The 20,600-nt window shown below is 69.5% G+C and carries 20 protein-coding genes and 4 tRNA genes; 10 read left to right on the top strand and 14 right to left on the bottom strand.

The features are described 5' to 3' along the window. Positions 1-54: 54 nt before the first annotated feature. Genes ACX1D0_RS01935 through ACX1D0_RS01925 form a run of 3 tightly spaced genes read right to left on the bottom strand, consistent with a single transcriptional unit; the run spans position 55 to position 4,756 of the window. Complete coding sequence (locus ACX1D0_RS01935) at positions 55-1,656, bottom strand: GTPase (protein WP_459019229.1); 1,602 nt, start codon at positions 1,654-1,656, stop codon at positions 55-57. Beyond that, positions 1,656-3,380: a GTPase family protein gene (locus tag ACX1D0_RS01930; RefSeq protein ID WP_459019228.1), complete on the bottom strand. Its 1,725-nt coding sequence runs from the start codon at positions 3,378-3,380 to the stop codon at positions 1,656-1,658. Before ACX1D0_RS01930 ends, ACX1D0_RS01935 begins: the two co-directional genes overlap by 1 nt. Continuing rightward, positions 3,377-4,756: a PrsW family intramembrane metalloprotease gene (locus ACX1D0_RS01925; protein ID WP_459019227.1), complete on the bottom strand. Its 1,380-nt coding sequence runs from the start codon at positions 4,754-4,756 to the stop codon at positions 3,377-3,379. The genes ACX1D0_RS01930 and ACX1D0_RS01925 overlap by 4 nt, the downstream gene beginning before the upstream one ends. A 62-nt stretch (positions 4,757-4,818) precedes the next feature. Here ACX1D0_RS01925 and ACX1D0_RS01920 point away from each other — a divergent pair, with 62 nt between their 5' ends. Continuing rightward, positions 4,819-5,409, top strand: a complete 591-nt coding sequence (locus ACX1D0_RS01920; RefSeq protein ID WP_459019226.1) for a 2'-5' RNA ligase family protein — start codon at positions 4,819-4,821, stop codon at positions 5,407-5,409. Positions 5,410-5,412: 3 nt separating this feature from the next. Here the strand turns inward: ACX1D0_RS01920 and ACX1D0_RS01915 are convergent. After that, positions 5,413-5,488: transfer RNA gene (locus ACX1D0_RS01915), tRNA-Arg, on the bottom strand. A 50-nt stretch (positions 5,489-5,538) separates the two neighbouring features. On the opposite strand from ACX1D0_RS01915, the gene orn reads away from it, so the two are divergent. Continuing rightward, positions 5,539-6,174, top strand: coding sequence for an oligoribonuclease (orn, locus tag ACX1D0_RS01910; RefSeq protein WP_459019225.1), 636 nt, complete (start codon positions 5,539-5,541; stop codon positions 6,172-6,174). 52 nt (positions 6,175-6,226) lie between these two features. Then, positions 6,227-6,299 (top strand) — tRNA-His (locus ACX1D0_RS01905). Positions 6,300-6,370: 71 nt separating this feature from the next. Here the strand turns inward: ACX1D0_RS01905 and ACX1D0_RS01900 are convergent. Genes ACX1D0_RS01900 through ACX1D0_RS01890 form a run of 3 tightly spaced genes read right to left on the bottom strand, consistent with a single transcriptional unit; the run spans position 6,371 to position 8,874 of the window. Next, on the bottom strand, positions 6,371-7,168 hold the full coding sequence (locus ACX1D0_RS01900; RefSeq protein ID WP_459019224.1) for an ABC transporter permease subunit: 798 nt from the start codon (positions 7,166-7,168) through the stop codon (positions 6,371-6,373). A 9-nt stretch (positions 7,169-7,177) separates the two neighbouring features. Continuing rightward, positions 7,178-7,978, bottom strand: a complete 801-nt coding sequence (locus ACX1D0_RS01895) for an ABC transporter permease subunit (protein ID WP_459019223.1) — start codon at positions 7,976-7,978, stop codon at positions 7,178-7,180. Beyond that, on the bottom strand, positions 7,975-8,874 hold the full coding sequence (locus tag ACX1D0_RS01890) for an ABC transporter ATP-binding protein (protein WP_459019222.1): 900 nt from the start codon (positions 8,872-8,874) through the stop codon (positions 7,975-7,977). The genes ACX1D0_RS01895 and ACX1D0_RS01890 overlap by 4 nt, the downstream gene beginning before the upstream one ends. 182 nt (positions 8,875-9,056) lie before the next feature. Here ACX1D0_RS01890 and ACX1D0_RS01885 point away from each other — a divergent pair, with 182 nt between their 5' ends. Further along, positions 9,057-10,055, top strand: coding sequence for a DNA topoisomerase IB (locus ACX1D0_RS01885; RefSeq protein ID WP_459019221.1), 999 nt, complete (start codon positions 9,057-9,059; stop codon positions 10,053-10,055). A gap of 8 nt (positions 10,056-10,063) precedes the next feature. Here ACX1D0_RS01885 and ACX1D0_RS01880 read toward each other — a convergent pair whose 3' ends face one another. Together ACX1D0_RS01880 and ACX1D0_RS01875 are read right to left on the bottom strand one after the other, a co-directional pair. Next, positions 10,064-10,972 (bottom strand): SDR family oxidoreductase, encoded by a 909-nt coding sequence (locus ACX1D0_RS01880; RefSeq protein WP_459019220.1) that lies wholly within the window; start codon positions 10,970-10,972, stop codon positions 10,064-10,066. A gap of 167 nt (positions 10,973-11,139) precedes the next feature. Further along, on the bottom strand, positions 11,140-12,396 hold the full coding sequence (locus ACX1D0_RS01875) for an integrase catalytic domain-containing protein (protein ID WP_459017860.1): 1,257 nt from the start codon (positions 12,394-12,396) through the stop codon (positions 11,140-11,142). 160 nt (positions 12,397-12,556) lie between these two features. On the opposite strand from ACX1D0_RS01875, the gene ACX1D0_RS01870 reads away from it, so the two are divergent. The 3 genes from ACX1D0_RS01870 to ACX1D0_RS01860 all read left to right on the top strand — a co-directional run bounded on the left by ACX1D0_RS01870 (position 12,557) and on the right by ACX1D0_RS01860 (position 14,272). Beyond that, a tRNA-Lys gene (locus ACX1D0_RS01870) sits at positions 12,557-12,632 on the top strand. Positions 12,633-12,854: 222 nt separating this feature from the next. Beyond that, complete coding sequence (locus tag ACX1D0_RS01865; RefSeq protein WP_459019219.1) at positions 12,855-13,847, top strand: metalloregulator ArsR/SmtB family transcription factor; 993 nt, start codon at positions 12,855-12,857, stop codon at positions 13,845-13,847. A 14-nt stretch (positions 13,848-13,861) separates the two neighbouring features. After that, positions 13,862-14,272, top strand: a complete 411-nt coding sequence (locus ACX1D0_RS01860) for an arsenate reductase ArsC (protein ID WP_459019218.1) — start codon at positions 13,862-13,864, stop codon at positions 14,270-14,272. A gap of 31 nt (positions 14,273-14,303) precedes the next feature. Here the strand turns inward: ACX1D0_RS01860 and ACX1D0_RS01855 are convergent, their stop codons facing one another. Together ACX1D0_RS01855 and ACX1D0_RS01850 are read right to left on the bottom strand one after the other, a co-directional pair. Beyond that, positions 14,304-15,194: an LCP family protein gene (locus ACX1D0_RS01855; protein WP_459019217.1), complete on the bottom strand. Its 891-nt coding sequence runs from the start codon at positions 15,192-15,194 to the stop codon at positions 14,304-14,306. A 152-nt stretch (positions 15,195-15,346) separates the two neighbouring features. Beyond that, positions 15,347-15,682 carry a DUF3618 domain-containing protein gene (locus tag ACX1D0_RS01850; protein WP_459019216.1) on the bottom strand — a complete coding sequence of 112 codons (336 nt, stop codon included), beginning with the start codon at positions 15,680-15,682 and terminating at the stop codon, positions 15,347-15,349. 75 nt (positions 15,683-15,757) lie between these two features. Between ACX1D0_RS01850 and ACX1D0_RS01845 the strand changes: the two genes are divergently transcribed. From ACX1D0_RS01845 to ACX1D0_RS01835, 3 genes are all read left to right on the top strand, one after another. Continuing rightward, a complete protein-coding gene (locus tag ACX1D0_RS01845; RefSeq protein WP_459019215.1) occupies positions 15,758-16,237 on the top strand; it encodes a peroxiredoxin in 480 nt (159 codons plus the stop codon). Next, positions 16,230-16,886, top strand: a complete 657-nt coding sequence (locus tag ACX1D0_RS01840) for an IMPACT family protein (RefSeq protein WP_459019214.1) — start codon at positions 16,230-16,232, stop codon at positions 16,884-16,886. Before ACX1D0_RS01845 ends, ACX1D0_RS01840 begins: the two co-directional genes overlap by 8 nt. An 89-nt stretch (positions 16,887-16,975) precedes the next feature. After that, positions 16,976-18,100 (top strand): trypsin-like serine peptidase, encoded by a 1,125-nt coding sequence (locus tag ACX1D0_RS01835; RefSeq protein WP_459019213.1) that lies wholly within the window; start codon positions 16,976-16,978, stop codon positions 18,098-18,100. Positions 18,101-18,303: 203 nt separating this feature from the next. On the opposite strand, the gene ACX1D0_RS01830 is transcribed toward ACX1D0_RS01835, so the two are convergent. The 3 genes from ACX1D0_RS01830 to ACX1D0_RS01820 form a co-directional block, all read right to left on the bottom strand. Beyond that, a tRNA-Leu gene (locus ACX1D0_RS01830) sits at positions 18,304-18,385 on the bottom strand. A gap of 242 nt (positions 18,386-18,627) precedes the next feature. Then, a complete protein-coding gene (gene thpR, locus ACX1D0_RS01825; RefSeq protein WP_459019212.1) occupies positions 18,628-19,188 on the bottom strand; it encodes an RNA 2',3'-cyclic phosphodiesterase in 561 nt (186 codons plus the stop codon). Between the two features lie 80 nt (positions 19,189-19,268). Then, positions 19,269-20,600 carry a DNA polymerase IV gene (locus tag ACX1D0_RS01820; protein WP_459019211.1) on the bottom strand — a complete coding sequence of 444 codons (1,332 nt, stop codon included), beginning with the start codon at positions 20,598-20,600 and terminating at the stop codon, positions 19,269-19,271.

The following is a 20,600-nucleotide window of genomic DNA, read 5'->3' as shown; positions in this document are numbered from 1 at the left end:
CCGCAGGCCAGTATGCCAGCATTCGCCGACAGACCCGATTCGACGGGGGCGCGGTCAGCGCAGGCGGTCGAGGGCGGCGCGCGCGGCGGCGTAGCGCTGTACCTCGCCCTCGGCGGGGGCGAGCACCAGCGCCCGGGCCACCGCCGCGACCGAAGCGTCGAGGGCCTTCCTGGCCCTCCTGGCCGAGCGGTCGGCGGAGACGCCGATGGCCAGCTGGGAGCCTCCGGAGAGCAGAATCCCCGCCGCGACACCCCCCAGCGCGAGCAGGGTGGGCAGCGGCACCTGTGGCCCGTCCGCCGGGCCGACGGGCATGGTCGTGAGCTGTCCGAGGCCGAAATAGCCGAGCACCACGTTGACGGTGAGCCAGCCGAGCCCCACCACCACGGCGCCGATCAGCAGCCACTGCAGGACCCGCATGAGCTGCCACCACACGGGTGTCCGGGCCACCTTCAGGTCCGTGCCGACGACGGCGCGGTCCAGTTGATCGGCCAGCGTGTGCTCGTTGCTACGGACGGCACGGAAGATCGCCTCCTGCCACACCGTCGGCATGCCTTCTCCCAGCTCCGCCGCGACCGCACGCAGTCCGGAGGACTGTTGCGCTCCCGCCGCGGCCGAGCGGGCGGGCAGGGAGCTGCGCGTCAGGGACGGACCCTCGAGCTGGTTCCGCTCGGGCGGGGCGCCCAGACGCAGCCGCTTGAGCGGGTCAGGACGCAGCGTCCCGAGCCACTTGACGAGCGGCCACCCCGTGGCCAGCTGGCCCCGGTGGCGCACCGAGCCGCGCACGGCCTCGACCACCACAGGCACCCCGGCGGCGACCGACAGGTGCGCGGTGAGGCGGCTGATGGTGCCCTTGTCGGCCGCGGCCACACGTCCCCGCCCGACGGCCTCGTCGAGCTCCCCCGCCGCGACCCTCACGTCGGCGGCCAGCCGGGCCGCCGCCGAACGCTTGCCCGCGGCCACACGGGACAGGTGCTCGCGCAACTCTGCGATGCCGGCACCCGTCACCGCGCTGGTGGACAGCAGCGGCACGTCTGCCAGCCCGTCGTCGACGAGGAGCCGACGGATGTGGGCCATGCACTCCTGCAGCTGCGGCGCGGTGAGCCGGTCCGCCTGGTTGAGCACGACGGTGATCACGGCGCGATGCTTGGCCAACGGCTGCAGGTAGTTGCGGTGGATGGCCGCGTCGGCGTACTTCTGGGGGTCGAGCACCCAGACGAACTGGTCCACCACCCCAACCATCCGGTCCACCTCCTGGCGATGCGACGACGCGGTGGAGTCGTGGTCCGGCAGGTCCAGCAGCACCAGATCCGCCATGCGCGGCTCCGGTGGCGCGACCTCGTGCCGTCGTGCCACGCCGAGGAAGTCCAGCAGTGCGATGTTGGTGGCGGCGAAGCTGGCCGCGAGTGTGGTGGACGTCGTGGGGCGGCGCGGTCCCTGCTCGGCCAGCCGGGTTCCGCTGAGCGCGTTGAACAGGGAGGACTTGCCTGAGCCGGTCGCGCCCGCCAACGCCACCACCGTCTGCTCCCCGGCCGCCAGCCGCTCGGTGGCCCGTCCCAACACTGTTCGGGTGCGCTGCTCGACCTCTGCCGGGACCCGCCCGGCCACCAGGTCCAGGACTTCGCGGAGCGCGTCGAGTTGCGTGGCGACCGAGGCCATCAGTCCATCCCCACCGGGCGCGTCAGGTCGTCGAAGGCGTCCCGCGCCGCCGTGCGCAGCGCCGCGCGCGCGGCCTCGAGCCCTGATGCTGCCGAGGGCTCCACGGCCAGCGAGTCGAGCACTCCGGTGTAGCGGGCCAGCTCTCCGGCCAGCACCCCGTCGACCCTGGCCTCCAGCTCGCGCCGTGCCTGTTCGGCCAGCTTCCGGACGGCATCCTCGCCGAAGACGGCCTCGAGGAGGCGCTGCGCCAGCACCGAGGCGCCGCCGGCGATGCCCACCTCGGCTCCGGTGAGACCTCCGGTGAGCGTGAAGACGTAGATGATGAGGGCCGCGCCGACGGCGTTGGTGCCGAGCGCCAGGAACCTCGCCCGCATCCGCCTGCCGCGACCCTGCTCCTCCACGAGCCGCAGCACGTCGGACTGCCACGCGCGGATGGCGGCCGCGGCGTCCGCGTCGAACCCCTCGGATGCCGAGGCCAGCGACGGCTCGGCGGAGATGATGTCGCGGCCCCACCGGGTGTGCGACCACGCGACAGCCGTGGCCTCGGCCGCCTGCTCGCCCGCGTCCTTGACGACGGCGGCGAGGCTGTCGGAGATGGCCACCTCCACGGCCTCCACCCTCTGATCGCCGCTGAACCACCCGGTGATCCGGTCGCGGAGCGCGCCGATGCGTTGCTCCACGGACCGCATGAACTCGCCGGTGCCCACCAGGTCCTGCCAGCGGGCGAGGATCTCCCCGCGCAGCATGGTGCCGTCTCCGGCAGCCCGGCTGACGTCCGCGGCGGCGTCCCGATATGCCCGCGCGGCCTGCTCACGCAGTTCGCCGACGGCGGCGTCCTGGCGGGCCATGCCGTCGCCGAGTTCCATCAACTGCCGGTCGATGGAGCGCACCGAGCCGGCCAGCGTCTGCACCGCCACCTGGGAGCGGGCTTCTGCCTGGTCGGCCAGCGATTCGAGCCAGTGCCGGATGCCCGACACATCCCCGGCCGGGAGCATGCCGTCGTGCGGAAGTGCCCGCTCCACGACGGCGAACAGCCTGGCGGACGCGAGCCCACGCTCCGCCAGCATCTGCGCGAGATGCCCGGCCACCTCGTCGAGGGCCCCGGGTGGGCAACGGTTGACCACCACGCCGACGACGGTGTTGCGCTGGGCCGCGGCGGCCAGGTAGTCCCACGGCACGGCGTCGGCGTAGCGGGCGGCCGAGGTGACGAACAGCCACAGGTCCGCGGCCAGCAGCAGCTGGCGGGCGAGGCTGCGGTTGGCATCGTCGACCGAGTCGATGTCCGGGGCGTCGAGGAGCGCCAGGCCCGGCGGCAGGTCCGGGAACGCGACGATGTGGAGCGCGCGCGAGTCGTGCAGCTGGGAGTCCGTGCGGACCAGGCCAGGCAGCACGTTGTCCGAACGGAACCACGCCTCGTCGTCGGGGTGACACACCAGCACCGGGGATTTGGTGGTGGGCCGCAGCACGCCCGGACGGGTCACGGATGCGCGCAGCAGCGAGTTCACCAGGGTGGACTTGCCGGCCCCCGTCGACCCTCCCACGACGGCCAGCAGCGGCGCGTCGAGGCGGGCGGCGCGTGGGAGGAGGTAGTCGCGCACCTGGTGGCCGAGGGAGACGGTGAGCGCGCGCAGCTCGTCGGCCCCCTCGAGGGGGAGCGGGTACTGCGCCGCGGCGAGCGCGTCGTCGAGCTGCTGAAAGGCCCTGGCGAGGGCGTCGGGGCTCATCGCGGCCAGTTCCCGCCCACGCCGGCGGGTCCAGGCGACTGGGGTGGCGGGTAGTGCGACGCGAGTGGACCGCGCGCGGTGCCGGCGGGCAGCGGTGGCGGGGGTTGCGGGCGCCGTCGCCGACGCTCGATGAGGCGCAGCCCGGCGGTGTCCGTGAGGGCCTTGGCACGCAGGACGTCGATCTCGTGCACGAGGTCCCGTGCCCGCTGGTCCCCTGCGGCGTCGACGAGGCCGCGGGTCATGGCGTTGCGGAGGTAGGCCAGTTCGGTGACCCGGCGCACGAGGGTCGCGGTGTGCCACCAGACCCGCGGGCCGCGGAACATGGCGAACCACAGCAGCCTGGTGCGCTTGAGGGGGCCGCCGAAGACGGCGACGTCGCGCTCGGTGAGCCACCCGGCGCGCTGGTAGTCGGTGAGGCGGGCCCGGATCAGCTGACCGTTGCCCACGACGCTGACGATCAGCGAGATGACGATCACCCCGACGAGGCCGAGGGCGAGGTACCAGGCGCGCTGCAGTTGGTCCATCGGGTTGGTGGAGGCCAGCCCGTTGAACAGCATGTGCCCGGCGCTGGCCAGGAGGAACCCGCCCACCGGCGCCAGGACCCGCACGATTCTGCTGCGGGCCCCGAGCCCGATGACCAGCCCGGATGCGGTCATCAGCGTGAAGAGGGGGTGACCGAAGGAGGTGTAGACCCCCCGGAGCATCACCAGCTCGATCATGGTCTCGTCGGGGTTGGCGATCGTGATGTCATGGGTGGCCTGCATCCACACGCGCGAGTAGTAGATGATGTTCTCGACGAAGGCGAAACCCACGGCCGAGAGGCCGGCGAGCGCCACCATGCTGAGCCGCGACACCATCCGACGGCGCCAGAACAGCACCAGCACCACCAGAATGGTGGCCTTGGCCAGTTCCTCGATGAAGGGTGCCGAGAAGACGGCGGCGCGTGATCCGGTGTCCGAGTTGGCCTGCGTGGTGGACATCATCTCCGCGGCCCACGAGTTGACGTGGATGGAGACCCAGGTGGAGGCGGCGGCGCCCCAGAGGAACGTCAGGATCCACACCACCGGTGAGGATCCCCGGAACCGGTCCAGCCAGATGAACAGCGCCGAGTAGGCCAGGGCCGTCCACATGGCCCAGAAGGCCGCCTTCCGGAAGGCCTCGTCGGTGATACCGAGCGTCTCGGTGCCGTCCTCGAACGTCTGCGCGGGGGCGAGCATCCAGTACTGCGCGTAGATGAAGTAGACGTAGGCGGGGATCAGGACCACAGTCATCCAGAACAACGGGCTGGCGATCATGCGGCGGAACCACGGCCGCGCGTCGGGCACGGGCAGCCCGTTGAGCCGGCGCTGCCGGTGGGCGATCTCCGTGGTAGCCATGATGGCGCTTAGCGTACCCGGCCGCACCTTCCGGTCTGTGCGGATGCCGTTACGGTGAGCCCATGAAGAGCTTCTTCGCCTCCATGACGCCCTGGGACCGCAACGACGGCTCCCTGCACGTCTACGTCCTGCCCGACGACGATGTGGCCGACCGCATCGGGGATCTGCAGGCCCGCCTCGACGGGGTCGACCACCTTCCCCCGATGCCGCGCGCGTGGCTGCACTTCACGGTCAACCGCCTGGCGCAGTTCGACGACCTCTCGATGGCCGACCTCACGCGGTTCGGCGGCGCGATGAGCGCGGAACTCGCGTCAGTGCCCGCGTTCGAGCTGCTCGTCGGGCCACCGCGGGTCCACGACGTCGCCGTCGAATGTGTGGCCGAGGCGACGCCCGGGTGGGACGCGCTGGTCGACGGCGTGCGCCGGGCCGCGCTGTCGACGTTCGGCGGGACGATGCCGGACAGGCCGTATGCGCCGCACGTGACACTGGCCTACGCCACGGGCGACGTGCCCGACGACGCCCTCCGGGCACGCCTGGAGGGCGCACCCGAGTTAGGCAGCCTCCACGTGACGACGGCCCACCTGGTGTCCGTGACGGTGAGGCCCGAGCTGGGCACCTTCGACTTCATCGAGCTGGCCAACTGGTCACTGTGAGGGTGGCGCCCCAGGCAGGACTCGAACCTGCGACCGGCTGATTAGAAGTCAGATGCTCTATCCGCTGAGCTACAGGGGCTGGTCACCTGAGTGTAACGGGATTGGCCCGAGGGCCTAGATTTGGCTCCCATGAGCGAGAAACTGGTGTGGGTCGACTGCGAGATGACCGGGCTGGATCTGGTCCACGACGCCCTGATCGAGGTTGCGGTGCTGGTCACCGACGGGGACCTCAACGTCCTCGGCGACGGCGTCGACATCCTCATCAGGCCCACCGAAGCGGACCTGGCGCAGATGGGCGACTTCGTCCGGGCCATGCACACGAAGTCCGGCCTGCTCGACGTCCTCCCCACGGGCGTCACCATGGCGGAGGCCACCGAACGGGTCATGGACTACGTCCGCACGCACGTGCCCGTCGGGCGCAAGGCGCCGCTGGCCGGCAACACCATCGGAACGGACCGTGCGTTCCTCGCCCGGGACATGCCGGAGTTGGAGCAGTGGGTGCACTACCGCAACGTCGACGTGTCCACCATCAAGGAGCTGGCGAAGCGATGGTTCCCCCGGGTGCACTACCAGGCGCCTGCAAAGGGAGGCAATCACCGGGCGCTGGCTGACATTCAGGAGTCCATCGAGGAGCTGCGGTACTACCGGGAGGCGGTCTTCGTCGCCTCACCCGGGCCCTCGACGGTGGAACTGCGGGCCATCGCCGCACGTCACAGGGGTGCGCTCACCGGCGCCGGCGTCGAGGTGATTTCACAGGGCAACTAGGCGTGCGCTATTGTTTCTCAGTCGCCGGACCCCTCGTGGTCCACGACGAATGGTGGGTATAGCTCAGCTGGTAGAGCACCTGGTTGTGGTCCAGGGGGCCGCGGGTTCAAGTCCCGTTACTCACCCCGGCGGAAACCCGCCCCGAGCACTCGCTCGGGGCGGGTTTCTGCGTCTCCGCCGCCGGAGGCCGGCTGGATCACACCGTCAGGTCGCGCCGCGCGAAGAACCGGTAGGTGCCGGCGACGGCGAGGACGATGATGGCCACCGACAGTACGACGTAGACCGGGTCGAGGGTTCCGTCGGCCATCAGAGTGGCCGCGTCGAAGTACTTGAACGGCGAGAGGAACCTGAGGGGGGCGAGGTCCTCGTTGAGGTTGACCAGGTAGAAGACGAGGAAGGTCAGGAACATCACCGACGTGGCGCGCGAGGGGGCCGACTTCGGCCGCTTCGAGACCCCGGCCACCACCGCGCCCACGGCCAGGAAGATCAGCTGCAGGAAGAGCAGGCCGACCATCAGCACCTGGATCTCGTCGCTGGACGACCGCCCCTCGCCGAAGAAGCCCACGAAGTAGAGCGACGACACCGCGGTCACGAGGTTGAGCACCACGACGTTGACGAGGCCGGCGAGCAGCTTGCCGGTGAGTGCCCTCCCCCGGGGGATCGGCTTGGCGAAGAGGAACTCCGAGGTCCTGTCGCGCTCCTCCTTCGACACGAGGGTGGAGCCCAGGAGGACGGCATGCACAGCCCCCATCACCGCGACGTACAGGAACAGCACGCCGTAGAAGCCCTCCGCCGTCGACAGGTCGAAACCGGTCATCCCGAACACCACCAAGACCGCCCTCGGCAGCGTGGCCATCAACTGCTCGACCGACTGGCCGGCCTCCTCGTACCCGGCGAACTTCGCCATGCCGGCACCGACGAGGGCCACCATGCCCAGGGACCAGAAGATCAGCGCGGTCCGCTGCACCTTCAGCTCACGCACAAAGACGTTCATCACTGCCCCCTAGGCCGCCGCGCGGATGTCTTTGCGCACGTAGATCAGATAGCTCAGTGAGATCGCGACGACGACGAACGCGAACTCGACGACCAGCGAGGGGGCCTCCAGGTTTCCGCTGGCGATGATGTGGTCCGTCTCGTAGTACCTGAAGGGTGTGATGAACCTCGCCTCGTCGTTGCCGAGGACGTCGCCCACCACACCGATGATGTAGAAGGTGAAGACCGTCGGCAGGGACACCGCGACGACCGACTTGATCCGGGGAATCGTCACGGCGAACAGCGCCCCCAACGCCAGGAAGAACAGCTGGACCAGGAACAGCGTCGACGCCATGAGGAGGAAGGTGCGCGCGGAGAACTCGTCCTCGGACATGACTCGCGCGACGGTGTAGGCGACGGAGGCGAACACGAGGTTGGTGACGACCAGCAACGTCAGCGCGGCCCCCAACTTGGCCGTCACCACCCGGGACCTGGTGACCGGCTTGGACAGCAGGAAGTCCGCGGTCTTCCCGGAGGTCTCCTTCGAGATGATCCCCGTCCCGAGATTCATCGCCTGGATGGATCCCGCGAGGATCGCGAAGCTGAGCAGGTAGCCGAAGAATCCGTAGATGGTGAAGAAGCTCGCCAGTGAGATGTTCAGGGCGTCCATCACCATCTCGGGGAACTGCTCGAACACCTCCCGGGTCACGGCGACGTCGGCGGTGAACGCGGGATACAGGGCCATGAACGCCACGAGGATCGCGCTGAGCGAGACGATCCAGGTGATGGTCGACCTGCCGTGCGCCCGTAGCTCCCGGACGAACACGTTCACCGCTCGTCCCCCCGCTGGTAGTAGTGCAGGAAGATCTCCTCCAGGTCCGGCTCCTCGACGAGGAGGTCGACGAGGTCCTGTTCGGCGAGCATCCTGGTCACGTCGTTGATGCGTCCCCGGTAGAGGAAGCTCGCCGAGTGGTTGGTCACGGCCAGGTCGCTCACGCCGTCGATCCCGAAACGCGCCGGATCAGGCGGACCGGCCAACTCGACCCTGAAACGCTTGGTCTGGTTCTCGAGCAGCGTCCTGATCTCCTCGACCTTGATGATCGAGCCGTCCTTGATGATGGCCACCCGGTCGCAGAGCCGCTGCACCTCGCCGAGGATGTGCGAGGAGAAGAGGATGGTGGCGCCCCTCTCGTTCTCCACCCTCAGCCGGTGGAAGAACTGCTGCTGGATCAGGGGGTCCAACCCTCCGGTCGGCTCGTCGAGGATGATCAGCTTCGGTGCGTGCGCCAACCCCTGGATGATCCCGACCTTCTTCTTGTTGCCGTAGGACAGGTCGTCGATCTTCTTCTTCAGGTCGAGGTCGAACATCTCGGCGAGTTCGCGGATCCTCGCGTCCGTGACCGCCCGGTCCCTGGCATAGAAGCTGGCCGAGTACTTCAGCAGGTCGATGACCCGCATGTCGTCGTAGTAGAACACTTCGGACGGCAGGTAACCCACCTCCTGCCGGATCTCCGGGCCGGACGTGGTGATGTCCTTGCCGAACACCGTCGCCGAGCCGCTGGTGGGGTGGATGAGCCCGAGCAGCGTCCTGATCGTGGTGGACTTGCCCGCGCCGTTCGGCCCGATGAATCCGTAGATCTCGCCCTCCCGCACGGACATGTCGACGTCGACGATGCCTCGCGCCCGGCCGTAGGACTTGGTCAGCTTGGTCGTCTCGATGACGTGCATCTCAGCTCCGTTGAGCGTGTCGCGCTCCTGGTTTGCGTAAACCAGGATGTGCCTTCCGCTGGGCCGCTGTTAGCGCAGCGGATGTCCGCGGAGGGCCACCTCAATGGTAGGCCCATCACCGTGGCGGCGGCGGGAACGGTGCGCGACCGCGGCGGAGCCCGGGCGACGCGTAGCATTCCCCCATGATGCGTCTCCGTCGCGCTGACCCCCGGGTTCCCGGGTATACGCGCCGCCGTCGCGGCACCGGGTTCAGCTACCGCGATGCGGAGGGGCGGGCACTCGGCCCGGAGCAGCTGGAGCGGATCCGGGCCCTGGCCATCCCCCCTGCGTGGGGCGAGGTATGGATCTGCCCGCACCCCAACGGACACCTTCAGGCCGTCGGAACCGACGACGCGGGGCGCCGCCAGTATCTCTACCACCCGGAATGGCGGCGTCGTCGGGACCGGTCGAAGTTTCAGCGCGTGGCGGCCGCCGCCGCGGAGCTTCCCGCCGCCAGACGCCGCATCACGCGCGACCTCGCCCGCGAAGGCATGCCCCTGGAGCGGGCGGCGGCCACGGCCGTGCGGTTGCTCGACGTGGGCTACTTCCGGATCGGCAACGACGCCTACAGCGACGCCCACGGGTCCTTCGGGCTCACGACGCTGGAGCGGCGCCACGTCCGGCGCCGGGGGGACACGCTGGTGTTCCGGTTCGTCGGCAAGTCCGGCGTGGAGCACACCGTCGAGGTGGACGATCCTGCGGCCGTCGCGGTGCTGGACAGGCTCCGGCGCCGACGCGACGAGAGCCCACGCCTGCTCGCCTATCGGGTGGACCACACCTGGCGCGATCTCACCAGCACGGCGGTCAACTCGTACCTGCGGGATCTGTTCGGGGGCGCAGTCACCGCCAAGGATTTTCGCACCTGGCACGCCACTGTGATCGCCGCGACAGTGCTGGCCGAATCGGACGAGCCGGGCGGCAGCGTCACGTCCCGGAAGCGGGCCATCCGGGAGGCTGTGGCGGAGGTGGCCCGCTACCTCGGCAACACGCCGACGGTGGCGCGCACGTCGTATATCGATCCGCGGGTGATCGACGCCTACGATGCCGGCGTCACCATCGGCGAGGCAGTTCGACGCAGATACGGCTCCCCCCAGGCCCGGCAGGCGGGGCTGGAGCGAGCCGTCCTCGAGTTGCTCGGGTAAGCCCCCGGTCAGAAGACGGGTCGGCCGCCGGTCACACCGAGCACCGTGCCGCTGACGTACGACGCCTCTGCCGGGCTGGCCAGGAACACGAACGCTCCCGCCAGCTCCGCCGGCTGCCCCGCACGACCGAGCGGGGTGTTGCCTCCGAAGGTGGGCATGCCCTCCCCTGGTTTGGTGGCGGGCTGGAGTGGGGTCCAGATCGGGCCGGGGGCGACGGCGTTGACCCTGATCCCCTTCGGGCCGACGTCGGCGGCCAGGTTGACCGTGAAATTGTTGATGGCCGCCTTGGTGGCCGCGTAGTCGATGAGGGATTCCGAGGGGTCATAGGCCTGGATGGAGCTGACGTTGATGGTGCTCGATCCCGCTCCCAGGTACTTCAACGCCTGCTGGCTCACCCAGAACAGGGCGTACAGGTTGGTCTTGAAGACGCGGTCCATCTCTTCGGTCTTGACGTCGGCCAGGCCGTTCTCGCGCCGGGCCCACTGGTAGCCGGCGTTGTTGACCACGATGTCCAGGCCGCCCAGACCGGCCGCGGCGTCGTCGACCATCTGCCGCGCGACGGACTCCTCCGTGAGGTCGCCCGGGAGCAGGAGACAGGTCCGCCCTGCCTCCTCGACCCACTTCCGCGTCTCCTCGGCGTCCGACTGTTCCTCGTCGAGGTAGTTGATCGCGACGTCCGCCCCTTCGCGCGCGTAGGCGATGGCGACCGCGCGTCCGATCCCGGAATCTCCGCCGGTCACCAGAGCCTTGAGCCCCTTCAGCCGGCCGCGACCCGACCATGATTCCTCGCCATGGTCCGGGTAGGGATCCATCGGCGGAGTCAGGCCGGGCGGCTGCTGCTCCTGTTCGGGGAAACCGCCCTCGGGGCCGGCCAGTTCCTGAGCTGTCTTGTCCACTGCGTACAGATCCTCACTCATCGTCCCAGTCAAGACGATCACGGCTACATTTTCCAGGCCTCGGGCCACATCGACTCGGCGAAGCGGCGGCGATGTCGCGTTCGATCGATCCTCGATCGTGGTGCCTCACTGTCAAGTCCCCGGATAGTGGGGGGCCGTGCCTCACATAGTTTTCCCCGTGTAACGGGTTAGCTGGCTCGGGTCTTGAGGACACCGGGGGTGGGTGCTTTCCAGGTGATCTGGTCTTGGAGTCGCCGTGTTTTCCCGGCGGCGAGTCGGGTGAGTTCGTGTTGGATCTCGGTGATGGCGCGGGCGATCGCGGCGGGTTGCAGGGTGGCTTTGTAGGCGGCGAGTTCGGCTTCTTGGGCGGAGCTGAGGACGCCGGCGGCCAGCAGCCGCTGATACGGGGAGCGGGGCTGGTCGTAGAGCCTCTTGCGTCGCCCGATGGTGTCGGTGGACCAGCCGACGGGTTTCTTGGTCGGGGTGAAGAAGTTGAGTCGGTCGTTGACCAGGGTCCAGAGCTGGTTGAGCAGCGTCAGCTCGGTAGGGGTGTCGTAGCGGTGGTAGAAGCCGTAGCGGCGCACGAGGTGGTTGTTCTTCGACTCGATGGTGGCCTGGTCGTTCTTCTTGTAGGGCCTTGAGCGGGTGAAGAACACGTCGCGTTGGCCGGCCCAGTCGATGAGTTGGTGGTTGATGAACTCAGAGCCGTTGTCGCTGTCGATGCCGGTCACGGCGAACGGTACCTGGTCGATGAGCAGGTCGAACGCGCTCCGGATGTGGATGTGGGCGTTGTTGCGGATCGCGTGGGTGAAGGTCCAGCCGGTGTGCATGTCGGTGAAGTTGACGCTGCGGGCGAACTCTCCTTGCAGGGTGGGGCCGCAGTGGGCGACGGTGTCGACCTCGAAGAACCCGGGTTCGGCTTCGACCTCGTCACCGGCTTTGCGGATCTGGATCGAGTTGCGAAGCAGGCTTCCCTGCCTCGTGGCGGACTTCCCGCGGAGTGGGTCTGTGGCTCGGGCAGGGGCCAGGTAGCGGTCGATCGTGGCCGGCGACATCGACTCGAGTTCGGCTCTGACCTCAGCGCTGTACCGATCCTGGCCGGAGACCAGGGAGCCTTCGGTTTCCATTGCGTCGAGCCAGTCGGTCATCGCAACAGCGAGGTACTTGCCGCAGCTGCCCCCGGCAGTGGCCCAGACCAGTTGAAGGACCTTGATCGCATCGTAGGAGTACTTCCGCGGTTTGGTCTTGCGGCGGTCGATCACTGCGACGGTGGCAACCGCCCGACCGGGGGCCTGTTTCAGCCGGGCGACCAGCTGTTGACGGGCGTGATCACGGTTCCAGCCGGTGACCTCGACCACGTGGTCCAGGATCACGCTCTTGCCCTTCCTCGGGGCCGCGGCGTAGGCCTGGGCGTACTTCTTCGTGACTTCGAACCGGGCTGCCATCGACAGCTTCTCCTCAACCTCCACACCCCATCGTGGCCAGCCTCCACGTTCGCGGGGAAAAGTGTGTGAGGCACGGCCCCTACGTACGCGGGGACTATGTGTGAGTCTCGTCGTCGATTGGACTTCCCCAAAGCGTTGCCACTACAGTTGGTCCTCGCGCGCACCGCTAGCTCAATTGGCAGAGCAGCTGACTCTTAATCAGCGGGTTCAGGGTTCAAGTCCCTGGCGGTGTACCACGGACGAAGGGCCGGATCGACAGATCCGGCCCTTTCGCGTTGCCCGGAACCGCCGTCGCATCCGGCGTCGCGTCGCGGCCCTCCCCGCTCTCGACGTGCACGACACGCCGCCAAACCTCCCTGTGGGGCGCGCCCGACGGCCCGGGGTACGGATTGGTCGTATATTCGGGCCCGCCAATCCCACCCCTTGACAAGTACATCGACGCTCATCAGTATTGATGTATGTCAATCCATGAGCGCGCTGCCGCCCGCGCGCCGATCAGCCCCGAGCGTGCCGCTGAGCTGACCACCACCCTCAAGGCACTGTCCGACCCGGCGCGGTTGAGCATGGTCGCCGCGATCGCCTCAGACCCGCGCGGAGAGGCGTCCGCCTTCGACTTCATCGGCTCCATCGACCTCGCCCAGCCCACCGTCAGCCACCACCTCAAGGTCCTCCACGAGGCTGGGCTCCTGTCCCGCCGCAAGGAGGGCACCTCGGTCTACTACCGGGTCGTACCCTCCACGCTCGACGACCTGGCCAGGGCCCTCGAGGCGTTCGCGAAGGGCCCCACACCCGCCGTCCGCGAGTCGCACCACCTCGAACTGCCCTCCGACGGCACCGTCGGGCACGTGCTCAACCGCGGCGTCGACGAACTCGCCTACCGCTTCACGGGCATCTTCGCCCGCGAGACGGTGGACCGCTACGTGCACGAGTCCTTCCAGACCCTCTACCGCACGGCCAGGATCAAGACCTTCGTACCGGTACTGGCCGTCCGCTTCGCCCAGGAGCGATTGACGGCGCTGGCGCAGTCGCGGGGCAGTCTGGCCAAGTCGGTTCCCGAGGTGCTCTTCGTGTGCACCCACAACGCGGGACGCTCCCAGATGGCCGCCGCCCTCCTCACCGCCATGGCGCCGGGGCGCGTGCACGTGCGCTCCGCCGGCTCGCTGCCAGCCTCCGAGATCAACCCTGCCGTCATCGAGTCGCTCGCCGAGGTGGGCCTCGAGGTCGGCCAGGAGTTCCCGAAGCCGCTGACCGACGACGTGGTGCGCGCGGCGGACGTCGTCGTCACCATGGGCTGCGGCGATGCCTGCCCCATCTACCCAGGCAAGCGCTACCTGGACTGGGAACTGCCCGACCCCGCCGGCCAATCCACCGACGACGTCGGCCCCATCCGCGACCAGATCTCAGCCAAGCTCCGCACCCTGCTCGTCGAGCTGGGCATCCCCACCACCTGAAAGGCACGCACCCCATGACCGACAAGCCCAGCGTCCTCTTCGTCTGCATCCACAACGCCGGCCGTTCCCAGATGGCCGCCGGTTATCTGCGCCACCTCGGCGAGGGCCGCATCGAGGTCCGCTCCGCCGGATCCGCACCGGCGGACAGCATCAACCCCGCCGCCGTCGCCGCCATGGCGGAGGAAGGCATCGACATCTCCGCCGAGCAGCCCAAGATCCTCACCACCGAGGCGGTCGAGGTCTCCGACGTGGTGGTCACGATGGGCTGCGGCGACACCTGCCCCTTCTACCCTGGCAAGCGCTACGAGGACTGGACTCTCGACGACCCGGCCGGCCAAGGCGTCGACGCAGTGCGCCCCATCCGCGACGAGATCCGCCGCCGCGTCGAACAGTTGATCAGCGAACTGCTGCCGACCGCGGTCTGACCTGCGGCGCTCTACGTGGCCGACGGGGAGTTCAGCCCCCCGTCGGCGCGTATCCGGTGCCGTAGCGCTCCACGTAACCGGAGACGTCGCCCGCCTTCAAGGCGGCCGCCAGTTCCCGCGTCCGCCTCTCATCCACCCTGTTGACCGAGGCGCCGCCCACCGTGTCGAACCCCGTGATCGGCACCATCAGCGACACGACGCCGCCCGCCCCCACCGCCTGGATGGCGGGGATCAGGCCGCCGAGGTTGTCCGGGTCCAGACTCCCGGTGACCTTGACGTTGCCCACCAGGTTGGCCAACAGGTCCAGGAAGCCTGCCGGATCCTCGGCGACGCGCGACTGCAGCCGCGCGAGCATCCCGGTGAGCACGGCCCGATGCCGCTCGGCGCGGTCGAGGTCGCCCAGCGGCATCGTCTTGCGCTCACGGCTGTAGATCAGCGCGTCGGTGCCACCCAGCGCGAGGGGCCCCGACGGGAACACCACCGTCCGGCCGGTGCTCTGCACGATCACCCTCGTCGCCTTCTGGTTCTGGACCTCGAAGCCGCCGAGCCAGCGGGTGATGTTGATGAAGCCCGTGAAATTGGACTGCACGGCGTAGTGGATGGGAAGACCGCCGAGCAGGGCCGAGACGCTGCCGCTGAGGTTGTCCGTCCCACCCGCCGCGAAGCTGCCGTTGATCTTGCCGCGCCCGCCCCCGGCGTACGGCACGTAGGTGTCGCGTGCGATCGAGACCAGCGTCATCGAGCGCCGGTCCGCCGACAGCTGCGCCACCACGATCGCGTCCGCATTGCCCTGCAGGGACGTCGGTTCGCGCGAGTCGGTGCCGAAGAAGAGCACGTTCACCACACCGGCGGGCAGAACGTCGACCGGCGTGGGAGAAGGCGACGGGGAGGGGGACGCGGAGGCAGCCGGTGAGGGGCTCACGCCCGCCGCCGGGGTCGCGGCCGGCGTGGTCTCCGGATTCGACGGTAGGGACGTGGAGGATTGAACCCCCGACGGGGCGGAGCAACCGGTCAGGAACGTGGCGACCACAGCCAGCCACGTCAGGAAGGTGCGGAGGGCCGGGGAACCCCCACTCACCGGGTGATCGCCCGGCGGGCACGCGCCTCGAGCGACGTGCGACGCTTGGCGATGGTGTTGATCGTCACCGCGAAGACGACGAGCCCCAGCAGGGCACCGCCGATGGCCATCAACCGGTCCGTGCGCCAGCCGCCCTCCTCGTCGCGGACCTGGGAGGCGGCCGCGTCGAACTCGGCCTTCGCGAACCCCTTCACCTGCTCCACGCCTGCGCGGGCGATGTTCTGGGGCTTGACGGACTCCACGGCGTCCGACGTGGCCTGGGCGAGCTTCGCCCGGGCCGCGGCAACATCGGCGCGGATCTCATCGACGGATCGCTGTGAGCCATTAGACATGCGGTTCTCCTCCACTGACAGCCCCAGCCTAGTCAACCAGACCACCTCTCGGTCGAGGCCCCTAGAATGTGGCGCATGACCGCACGCCTCACCACCGGCTCCACCGCCCCCGCCTTCACGCTTCCCAACCAGGACGGCGACGACGTCTCGCTGGCGGACCACGCCGGACGCGCGGTGATCCTCTACTTCTATCCCGCCGCCATGACCCCTGGCTGTACGACGCAGGCGGTGGATTTCTCGTCCGCCCTGGACGCCTTCACGGCTGCCGGTTACACGGTCCTCGGCTGCTCGCCCGATCCGGTGGAGCGGCTGGCCAAGTTCAAGCAGAGCTCGGAGGTGGGCTTCACCCTCCTGGCGGACCCGGAGAAGACGGTGCACGATCTGTACGGCGCCTACGGACCGCGCAAGCTGTACGGCAAGGAGATCGAGGGCGTCCTGCGTTCCACGTTCGTCATCGACGTCGACGACGCCGGGGTCGGGACCGTGCGCCTGGCCCAGTACAACGTGAAGGCCACGGGGCACGTGGCGAAGCTTCGCCGCGAGCTTGGTGCCTGACACCGTTTTCCGCACCATCGACGCGGACTCCGGTGGGGGCGTCGACGTCGAACTGGAGGTGAGGCGGTCGCGGTTCCTGACGCGGCTGCGCAGGGTGGCGACGGAGGATGCCGCCCGCGCCGTCGTCGAGGACCGGCGCTCGGTCCACTTCGAGGCCCGGCATCACTGCTCGGCGTTCGTGCTGGGTCCGGAGTCCCGCACCGCGCGGAGCTCGGACGACGGCGAGCCCGCCGGGACCGCCGGGGTGCCGATACTCCAGGTCCTGCAGAAGAATTCGCTCACTGACGTGGTGGCCGTGGTGTCCAGGTACTTCGGGGGTGTCAAGCTGGGCGCCGGCGGCCTCGTGCGGGCCTACTCGGACGCGGTCGCGGCCGCCGTCGACACCATCGGCGTGCGCGAGGTTCGGCTGTGCCGGGTCCTGCGCGTGGACGTCGCCTTCGCGGATGCGGGCTCGATCGAGGACCAGTTGCGCGGGCTGGTGCTGCCGTCCGGCGCGCCGGTGGTGGTCGACGGCGTCGAGTGGACCGACGGCGCGCACATCTCGCTGGCTGTGCCCGCCGGTCGGGAGGCCGAGGTTGCCGAGGCCCTGGCGACGATGTCCGCGGGTCGGCTGAGTCCCGTCGCCACGGGCGAACGCTGGGTCGGATAGACGCGGCACTGCCTGGGTATCAGGAGCCGGCCGCGATCCTCCTGCACCATGAGACCGCCGGACGGCGGCCCTCTGGGAGGGAAACCATCATGAGCAACGAACCTATCCCCTATGCCCGCCTCGCCCGAGTCGTCGCTACGCGTGAGGCCTTGACCGAAGCCCCCGACGAGGGGGTGACTGAGACGCTCTTCCTCACCGGCCGGGAACCCATCCCCGAGGTGCGGCAGGTCGAGGTGGTGGAACCGTCGGTCTCCCTGACCGGCGAGAAGACGTTCCGCGTGGATCTGGCCATACCTCGCCAGGCCATCGGGGTCCACTCGTTCGGCCCCGGTGTGCAGAGCACCAGGCTCTCGGGCCGCCGAACCCTGTTGACCGAGGACGAGCACGTCGACGCGGTCACCGGCTTCCTCCCGGACCACCTGGATCTGCGGGTCAAGCCGGAGAAGCTCGATCGCAGGCTGCGCCGTCGTCTCAAGGGACGTATCCCGCGCCTGGATGATCCGGACGCCAAATGGGCCACCACCGTCTTCGGTACCGACGACCGCTACGACTTCAGCGACACCGGCTTCCCCTGGTGCACGGCCGGCCGGGTCGAGACCTCGAACGGAGGGTGGGCCTCGGGCGCCATGGTGGGCCCCCGCCACCTCCTCACCTGCAGCCACGCCATCGGCTGGACCACCAACCCGGACCCGTACGTGGCCGGCTGGATCAAGTTCATGCCCAGCTACTTCGACGGCAGCACCCCGTTCGGCACCGCCTGGGGCATCCACATCTACTGGCAGGAGCAGGTCTTCGGGCCCACCATCGAGGGAACCGAGGAGCGCCACGACTACGTGGTGGTGGTGCTCGATCGCCCCATGGGAGCCCTCACGGGCTGGATGGGATCGCGCACCTACTCGGACTCCTGGGACGGCGGCGCCTACTGGAGCCACATCGGCTACCCGCAGGACATCGCCGGTGGAAGCCGTCCCTGCTTCGTCGGCGACTTCAGCCTCAACGGACACGACTCACAGCCGGAGACGGCGCAGGCCATCATGCACCAGGCCGACGTCATCCCCGGCCAGTCCGGTGGGCCGATGTTCGGGTGGTGGGACGGGGAGCCTTGGCCGAGGGTGGTCGCGGATCAGAGCTGGCAGAGCGCCACGACCAACGGCGCCAGCGGCGGGTCGCACATGGTGGACCTGATCATCCGGGCCCGCAACGACTTCCCGTGACTCGCTCGGTGCGCGGCCACCGGTGGCATCAGTCCTCGGGCGCCTCGGCGAAGGCCCGCTTCGTGCCGTTGTACCAGTCCAGCGAAAGCTTCGGGGGCATCCAAAAGTCCGCGCATCTCGTTGTTGTCGCACGTGGAGGGTACGGAGACGCGAGAACGGCGTCGATCGTCCATGACCGGGGTAGTCAGAGCCATTACCCGAAGTACCGAAGAAGGGACTTGAACCCTCACGCCCGAAGGCACAGGATCCTAAGTCCTGCGTGTCTACCAATTCCACCACTTCGGCTCGCCCCGGAGGGCCCGTCCAGTCTAGGCGACCCACCGGCGCCTCGACCACTCGATCGCTGAGCTGCGCCCTTGCGCGACGGGGCGCCCCCTGCCGTTCGTCGCGATGAGCCGGATCTGGATCTCGTGAGGAGTTGAACGCTCAAAAGGGGCGCCGCCGACGTCGACCCTGGAGTCAGGCTCATGCACCTTCGATGAGAGCCGTGTCCGGCTCCACGCACGTCGTTGAGAGCCGTGTCCGGCTCAACTTCCTGCCTCCCCCAGCGGGAACCGCGACACCACCCCGTAGCGCGCCCCCGAACCCCGGGACTCCACCAGGCATACCTCCTGAGCAAGCCAACGCCAACCGGGAAAGGAATCCAGCACCTCCAGCCATCGGACCGCCACCACGCCGCGGCCGTGCCTCGCCAGGGTCAGGTGCCCGACGAAGCGGGCGCCGTCGGCCTCCACCCCTGCCCGGCTCGCGGCGGCACGGCACGACGCCGACAGCGCGGCCAGCTCGTCGTGGCCCTCACGGACTCCCAGCGCCAGCACCTTCGCCTTCGCCGCGTGCGGGAACGCCAGCCCGCCCCCGACGCCCACCCCGAAAGGCCGCGACCGTGCCGCGACGCCGGCCAGGTTCTCCTCCAGCCGGTCCAGGGCGTCCGCCGGGACGTCGCCCATGAACGACGTGGTCAGGTGCCAGCCCTCCGGCCGCGACCATCGCAGCGTGGGATCCACGTCACGGCGGGGCTCCAGCAGGGCGCCGAGTTCCGCGACCAATGAGGCGGGCGGAAGGACGGCGGTGAACATGCGCGCTCCCATGCCGCCAACCCTACCGAGGCGCCTCCGCGCGCAGGGATGGGAAGGTCCGCGGCTGGTGAAGGGCGTTCCAGGCCTGAGTCCTAGCGCTCGTCGTCGAGGACGGCGCGCGGCAGCGGATCGATGTCGGCCGGGCGGAGGGTCGGGTCGTCGAGCGCGAACGTCCGGATCGGCCCCGGGCCGGAGTGGCGGGTCTCGAACCGCACCGTGACGCGCCCCAGCCCCGATCCCCACACCCAGCCGCGACCGTGCTCGTCATGCACCACATCCGCCCCGGGATGGAAGCCGCGACCCCTGACGCCGCTCAACCCCACGTCCTCGCCATGGCTGATCTCCGTGACCGAGGCTGCCGCCTCCTCGTCGCCGAACAACCGTTCCTGCGCGGAGGTGGCGAAGTTGGACACCCCGATCCCCAGGAGCCGGACCCCGGCCCGCACATCCACCTCGCCCAGCAGGTCGAGCCCCGCGGCGGTGATCACGTCGACGGCGTCGGTGGCCCCGCCGAGGCTGCGCGCGACGGTGCGGGTGGTGAAGTCCGGGAACCGCACCTTGACCGTCACCGTCCGGGCGAAGTAGCCGGCGCGGGTGAGCCGCCCGGCCACGGACGCCGCGTCGCGGCGGAGGATCATCTCCAGCTGGGTGCGGTCCGTGAGGTCGGTGGCGAACGTGTCCTCCGTCGAGATGGATTTGGGGTCGCGCTGCGGGTGGACGACGCGGTCGTCACGGCCCCACGCCAGCGCGGCCAGCCCTTCGCCTGCGGCCTGCCCCACCTCGCGGATCAGCTCGGCGGGGTCGGCGGCGCGCAGGTCCTCGACGGTGTAGGCCCCGATGGCCACCAGGCGTTGCTCCGTCGCCGGCCCGACGCCGGGGATGGCCCGCACCGGGAGGGGCGCCAGGAAGCCGAGCTCCTCCCCGGGGTCCAGGATCCGGGCACCGTCGGGTTTGGCGGCCTCCGAGGCCAGCTTGGCCAGGAACTTCGAGGTGGCCACCCCGACGGAGGCCGTCAGTCCCTCAGTCCGCTCGGTCAGCTCGGCACGCAGCGCGGCCACGCGCTCAGCCAACTCAGCCTCGCCCCACCCTGTGGGCGCCAGGTCCACGAACGCCTCGTCGAAGCTGAGGGGCTCCACCAGCGGCGACACCTCCCTCAGGAGCTCCATCACGATCCTCGACGACTCGCGGTAGGCCGCGAACCGCCCGCCCAGGAACGCGGCGTTCGGCGCCCGTCTCCGCGCCTCCGCCCCGGACATCGCGGAACGCACCCCGAAGCGGCGCGCCTCGTAGGACGCCGTCGCCACCACCCCGCGAGGCCCGGCGCCGCCCACCACGACCGGCCTGCCGCGAAGGCTGGGCTTGTCGCGCTGCTCGACTGCGGCGAAGAAGGCGTCCAGGTCGAGGTGCAGGATCCGACGCGCCAT

The sequence above is a fragment of the Tessaracoccus pujii genome, from assembly GCF_054483895.1.
The sequence above is the reverse complement of the archived record's forward strand: the minus strand, read 5'-3'. Positions and strand labels throughout refer to the sequence as shown.

Coding starts and splice junctions, on each gene's coding strand:
- orn (WP_459019225.1), top strand. CDS start 5,539: ATGAGCGAGAAACTGGTGTGGGTCGACTGCGAGATGACCGGGCTGGAT.
- ACX1D0_RS01850 (WP_459019216.1), bottom strand. CDS start 15,682: ATGTCTAATGGCTCACAGCGATCCGTCGATGAGATCCGCGCCGATGTT.
- ACX1D0_RS01835 (WP_459019213.1), top strand. CDS start 16,976: ATGAGCAACGAACCTATCCCCTATGCCCGCCTCGCCCGAGTCGTCGCT.
- ACX1D0_RS01900 (WP_459019224.1), bottom strand. CDS start 7,168: ATGAACGTCTTTGTGCGTGAGCTGAAGGTGCAGCGGACCGCGCTGATC.
- ACX1D0_RS01845 (WP_459019215.1), top strand. CDS start 15,758: ATGACCGCACGCCTCACCACCGGCTCCACCGCCCCCGCCTTCACGCTT.
- ACX1D0_RS01935 (WP_459019229.1), bottom strand. CDS start 1,656: ATGGCCTCGGTCGCCACGCAACTCGACGCGCTCCGCGAAGTCCTGGAC.
- ACX1D0_RS01890 (WP_459019222.1), bottom strand. CDS start 8,874: ATGCACGTCATCGAGACGACCAAGCTGACCAAGTCCTACGGCCGGGCG.
- ACX1D0_RS01925 (WP_459019227.1), bottom strand. CDS start 4,756: ATGGCTACCACGGAGATCGCCCACCGGCAGCGCCGGCTCAACGGGCTG.
- ACX1D0_RS01875 (WP_459017860.1), bottom strand. CDS start 12,396: ATGGCAGCCCGGTTCGAAGTCACGAAGAAGTACGCCCAGGCCTACGCC.
- ACX1D0_RS01930 (WP_459019228.1), bottom strand. CDS start 3,380: ATGAGCCCCGACGCCCTCGCCAGGGCCTTTCAGCAGCTCGACGACGCG.
- ACX1D0_RS01885 (WP_459019221.1), top strand. CDS start 9,057: ATGATGCGTCTCCGTCGCGCTGACCCCCGGGTTCCCGGGTATACGCGC.
- ACX1D0_RS01920 (WP_459019226.1), top strand. CDS start 4,819: ATGAAGAGCTTCTTCGCCTCCATGACGCCCTGGGACCGCAACGACGGC.
- ACX1D0_RS01880 (WP_459019220.1), bottom strand. CDS start 10,972: ATGAGTGAGGATCTGTACGCAGTGGACAAGACAGCTCAGGAACTGGCC.
- thpR (WP_459019212.1), bottom strand. CDS start 19,188: ATGGGAGCGCGCATGTTCACCGCCGTCCTTCCGCCCGCCTCATTGGTC.
- ACX1D0_RS01820 (WP_459019211.1), bottom strand. CDS start 20,600: ATGGCGCGTCGGATCCTGCACCTCGACCTGGACGCCTTCTTCGCCGCA.
- ACX1D0_RS01860 (WP_459019218.1), top strand. CDS start 13,862: ATGACCGACAAGCCCAGCGTCCTCTTCGTCTGCATCCACAACGCCGGC.
- ACX1D0_RS01865 (WP_459019219.1), top strand. CDS start 12,855: ATGTCAATCCATGAGCGCGCTGCCGCCCGCGCGCCGATCAGCCCCGAG.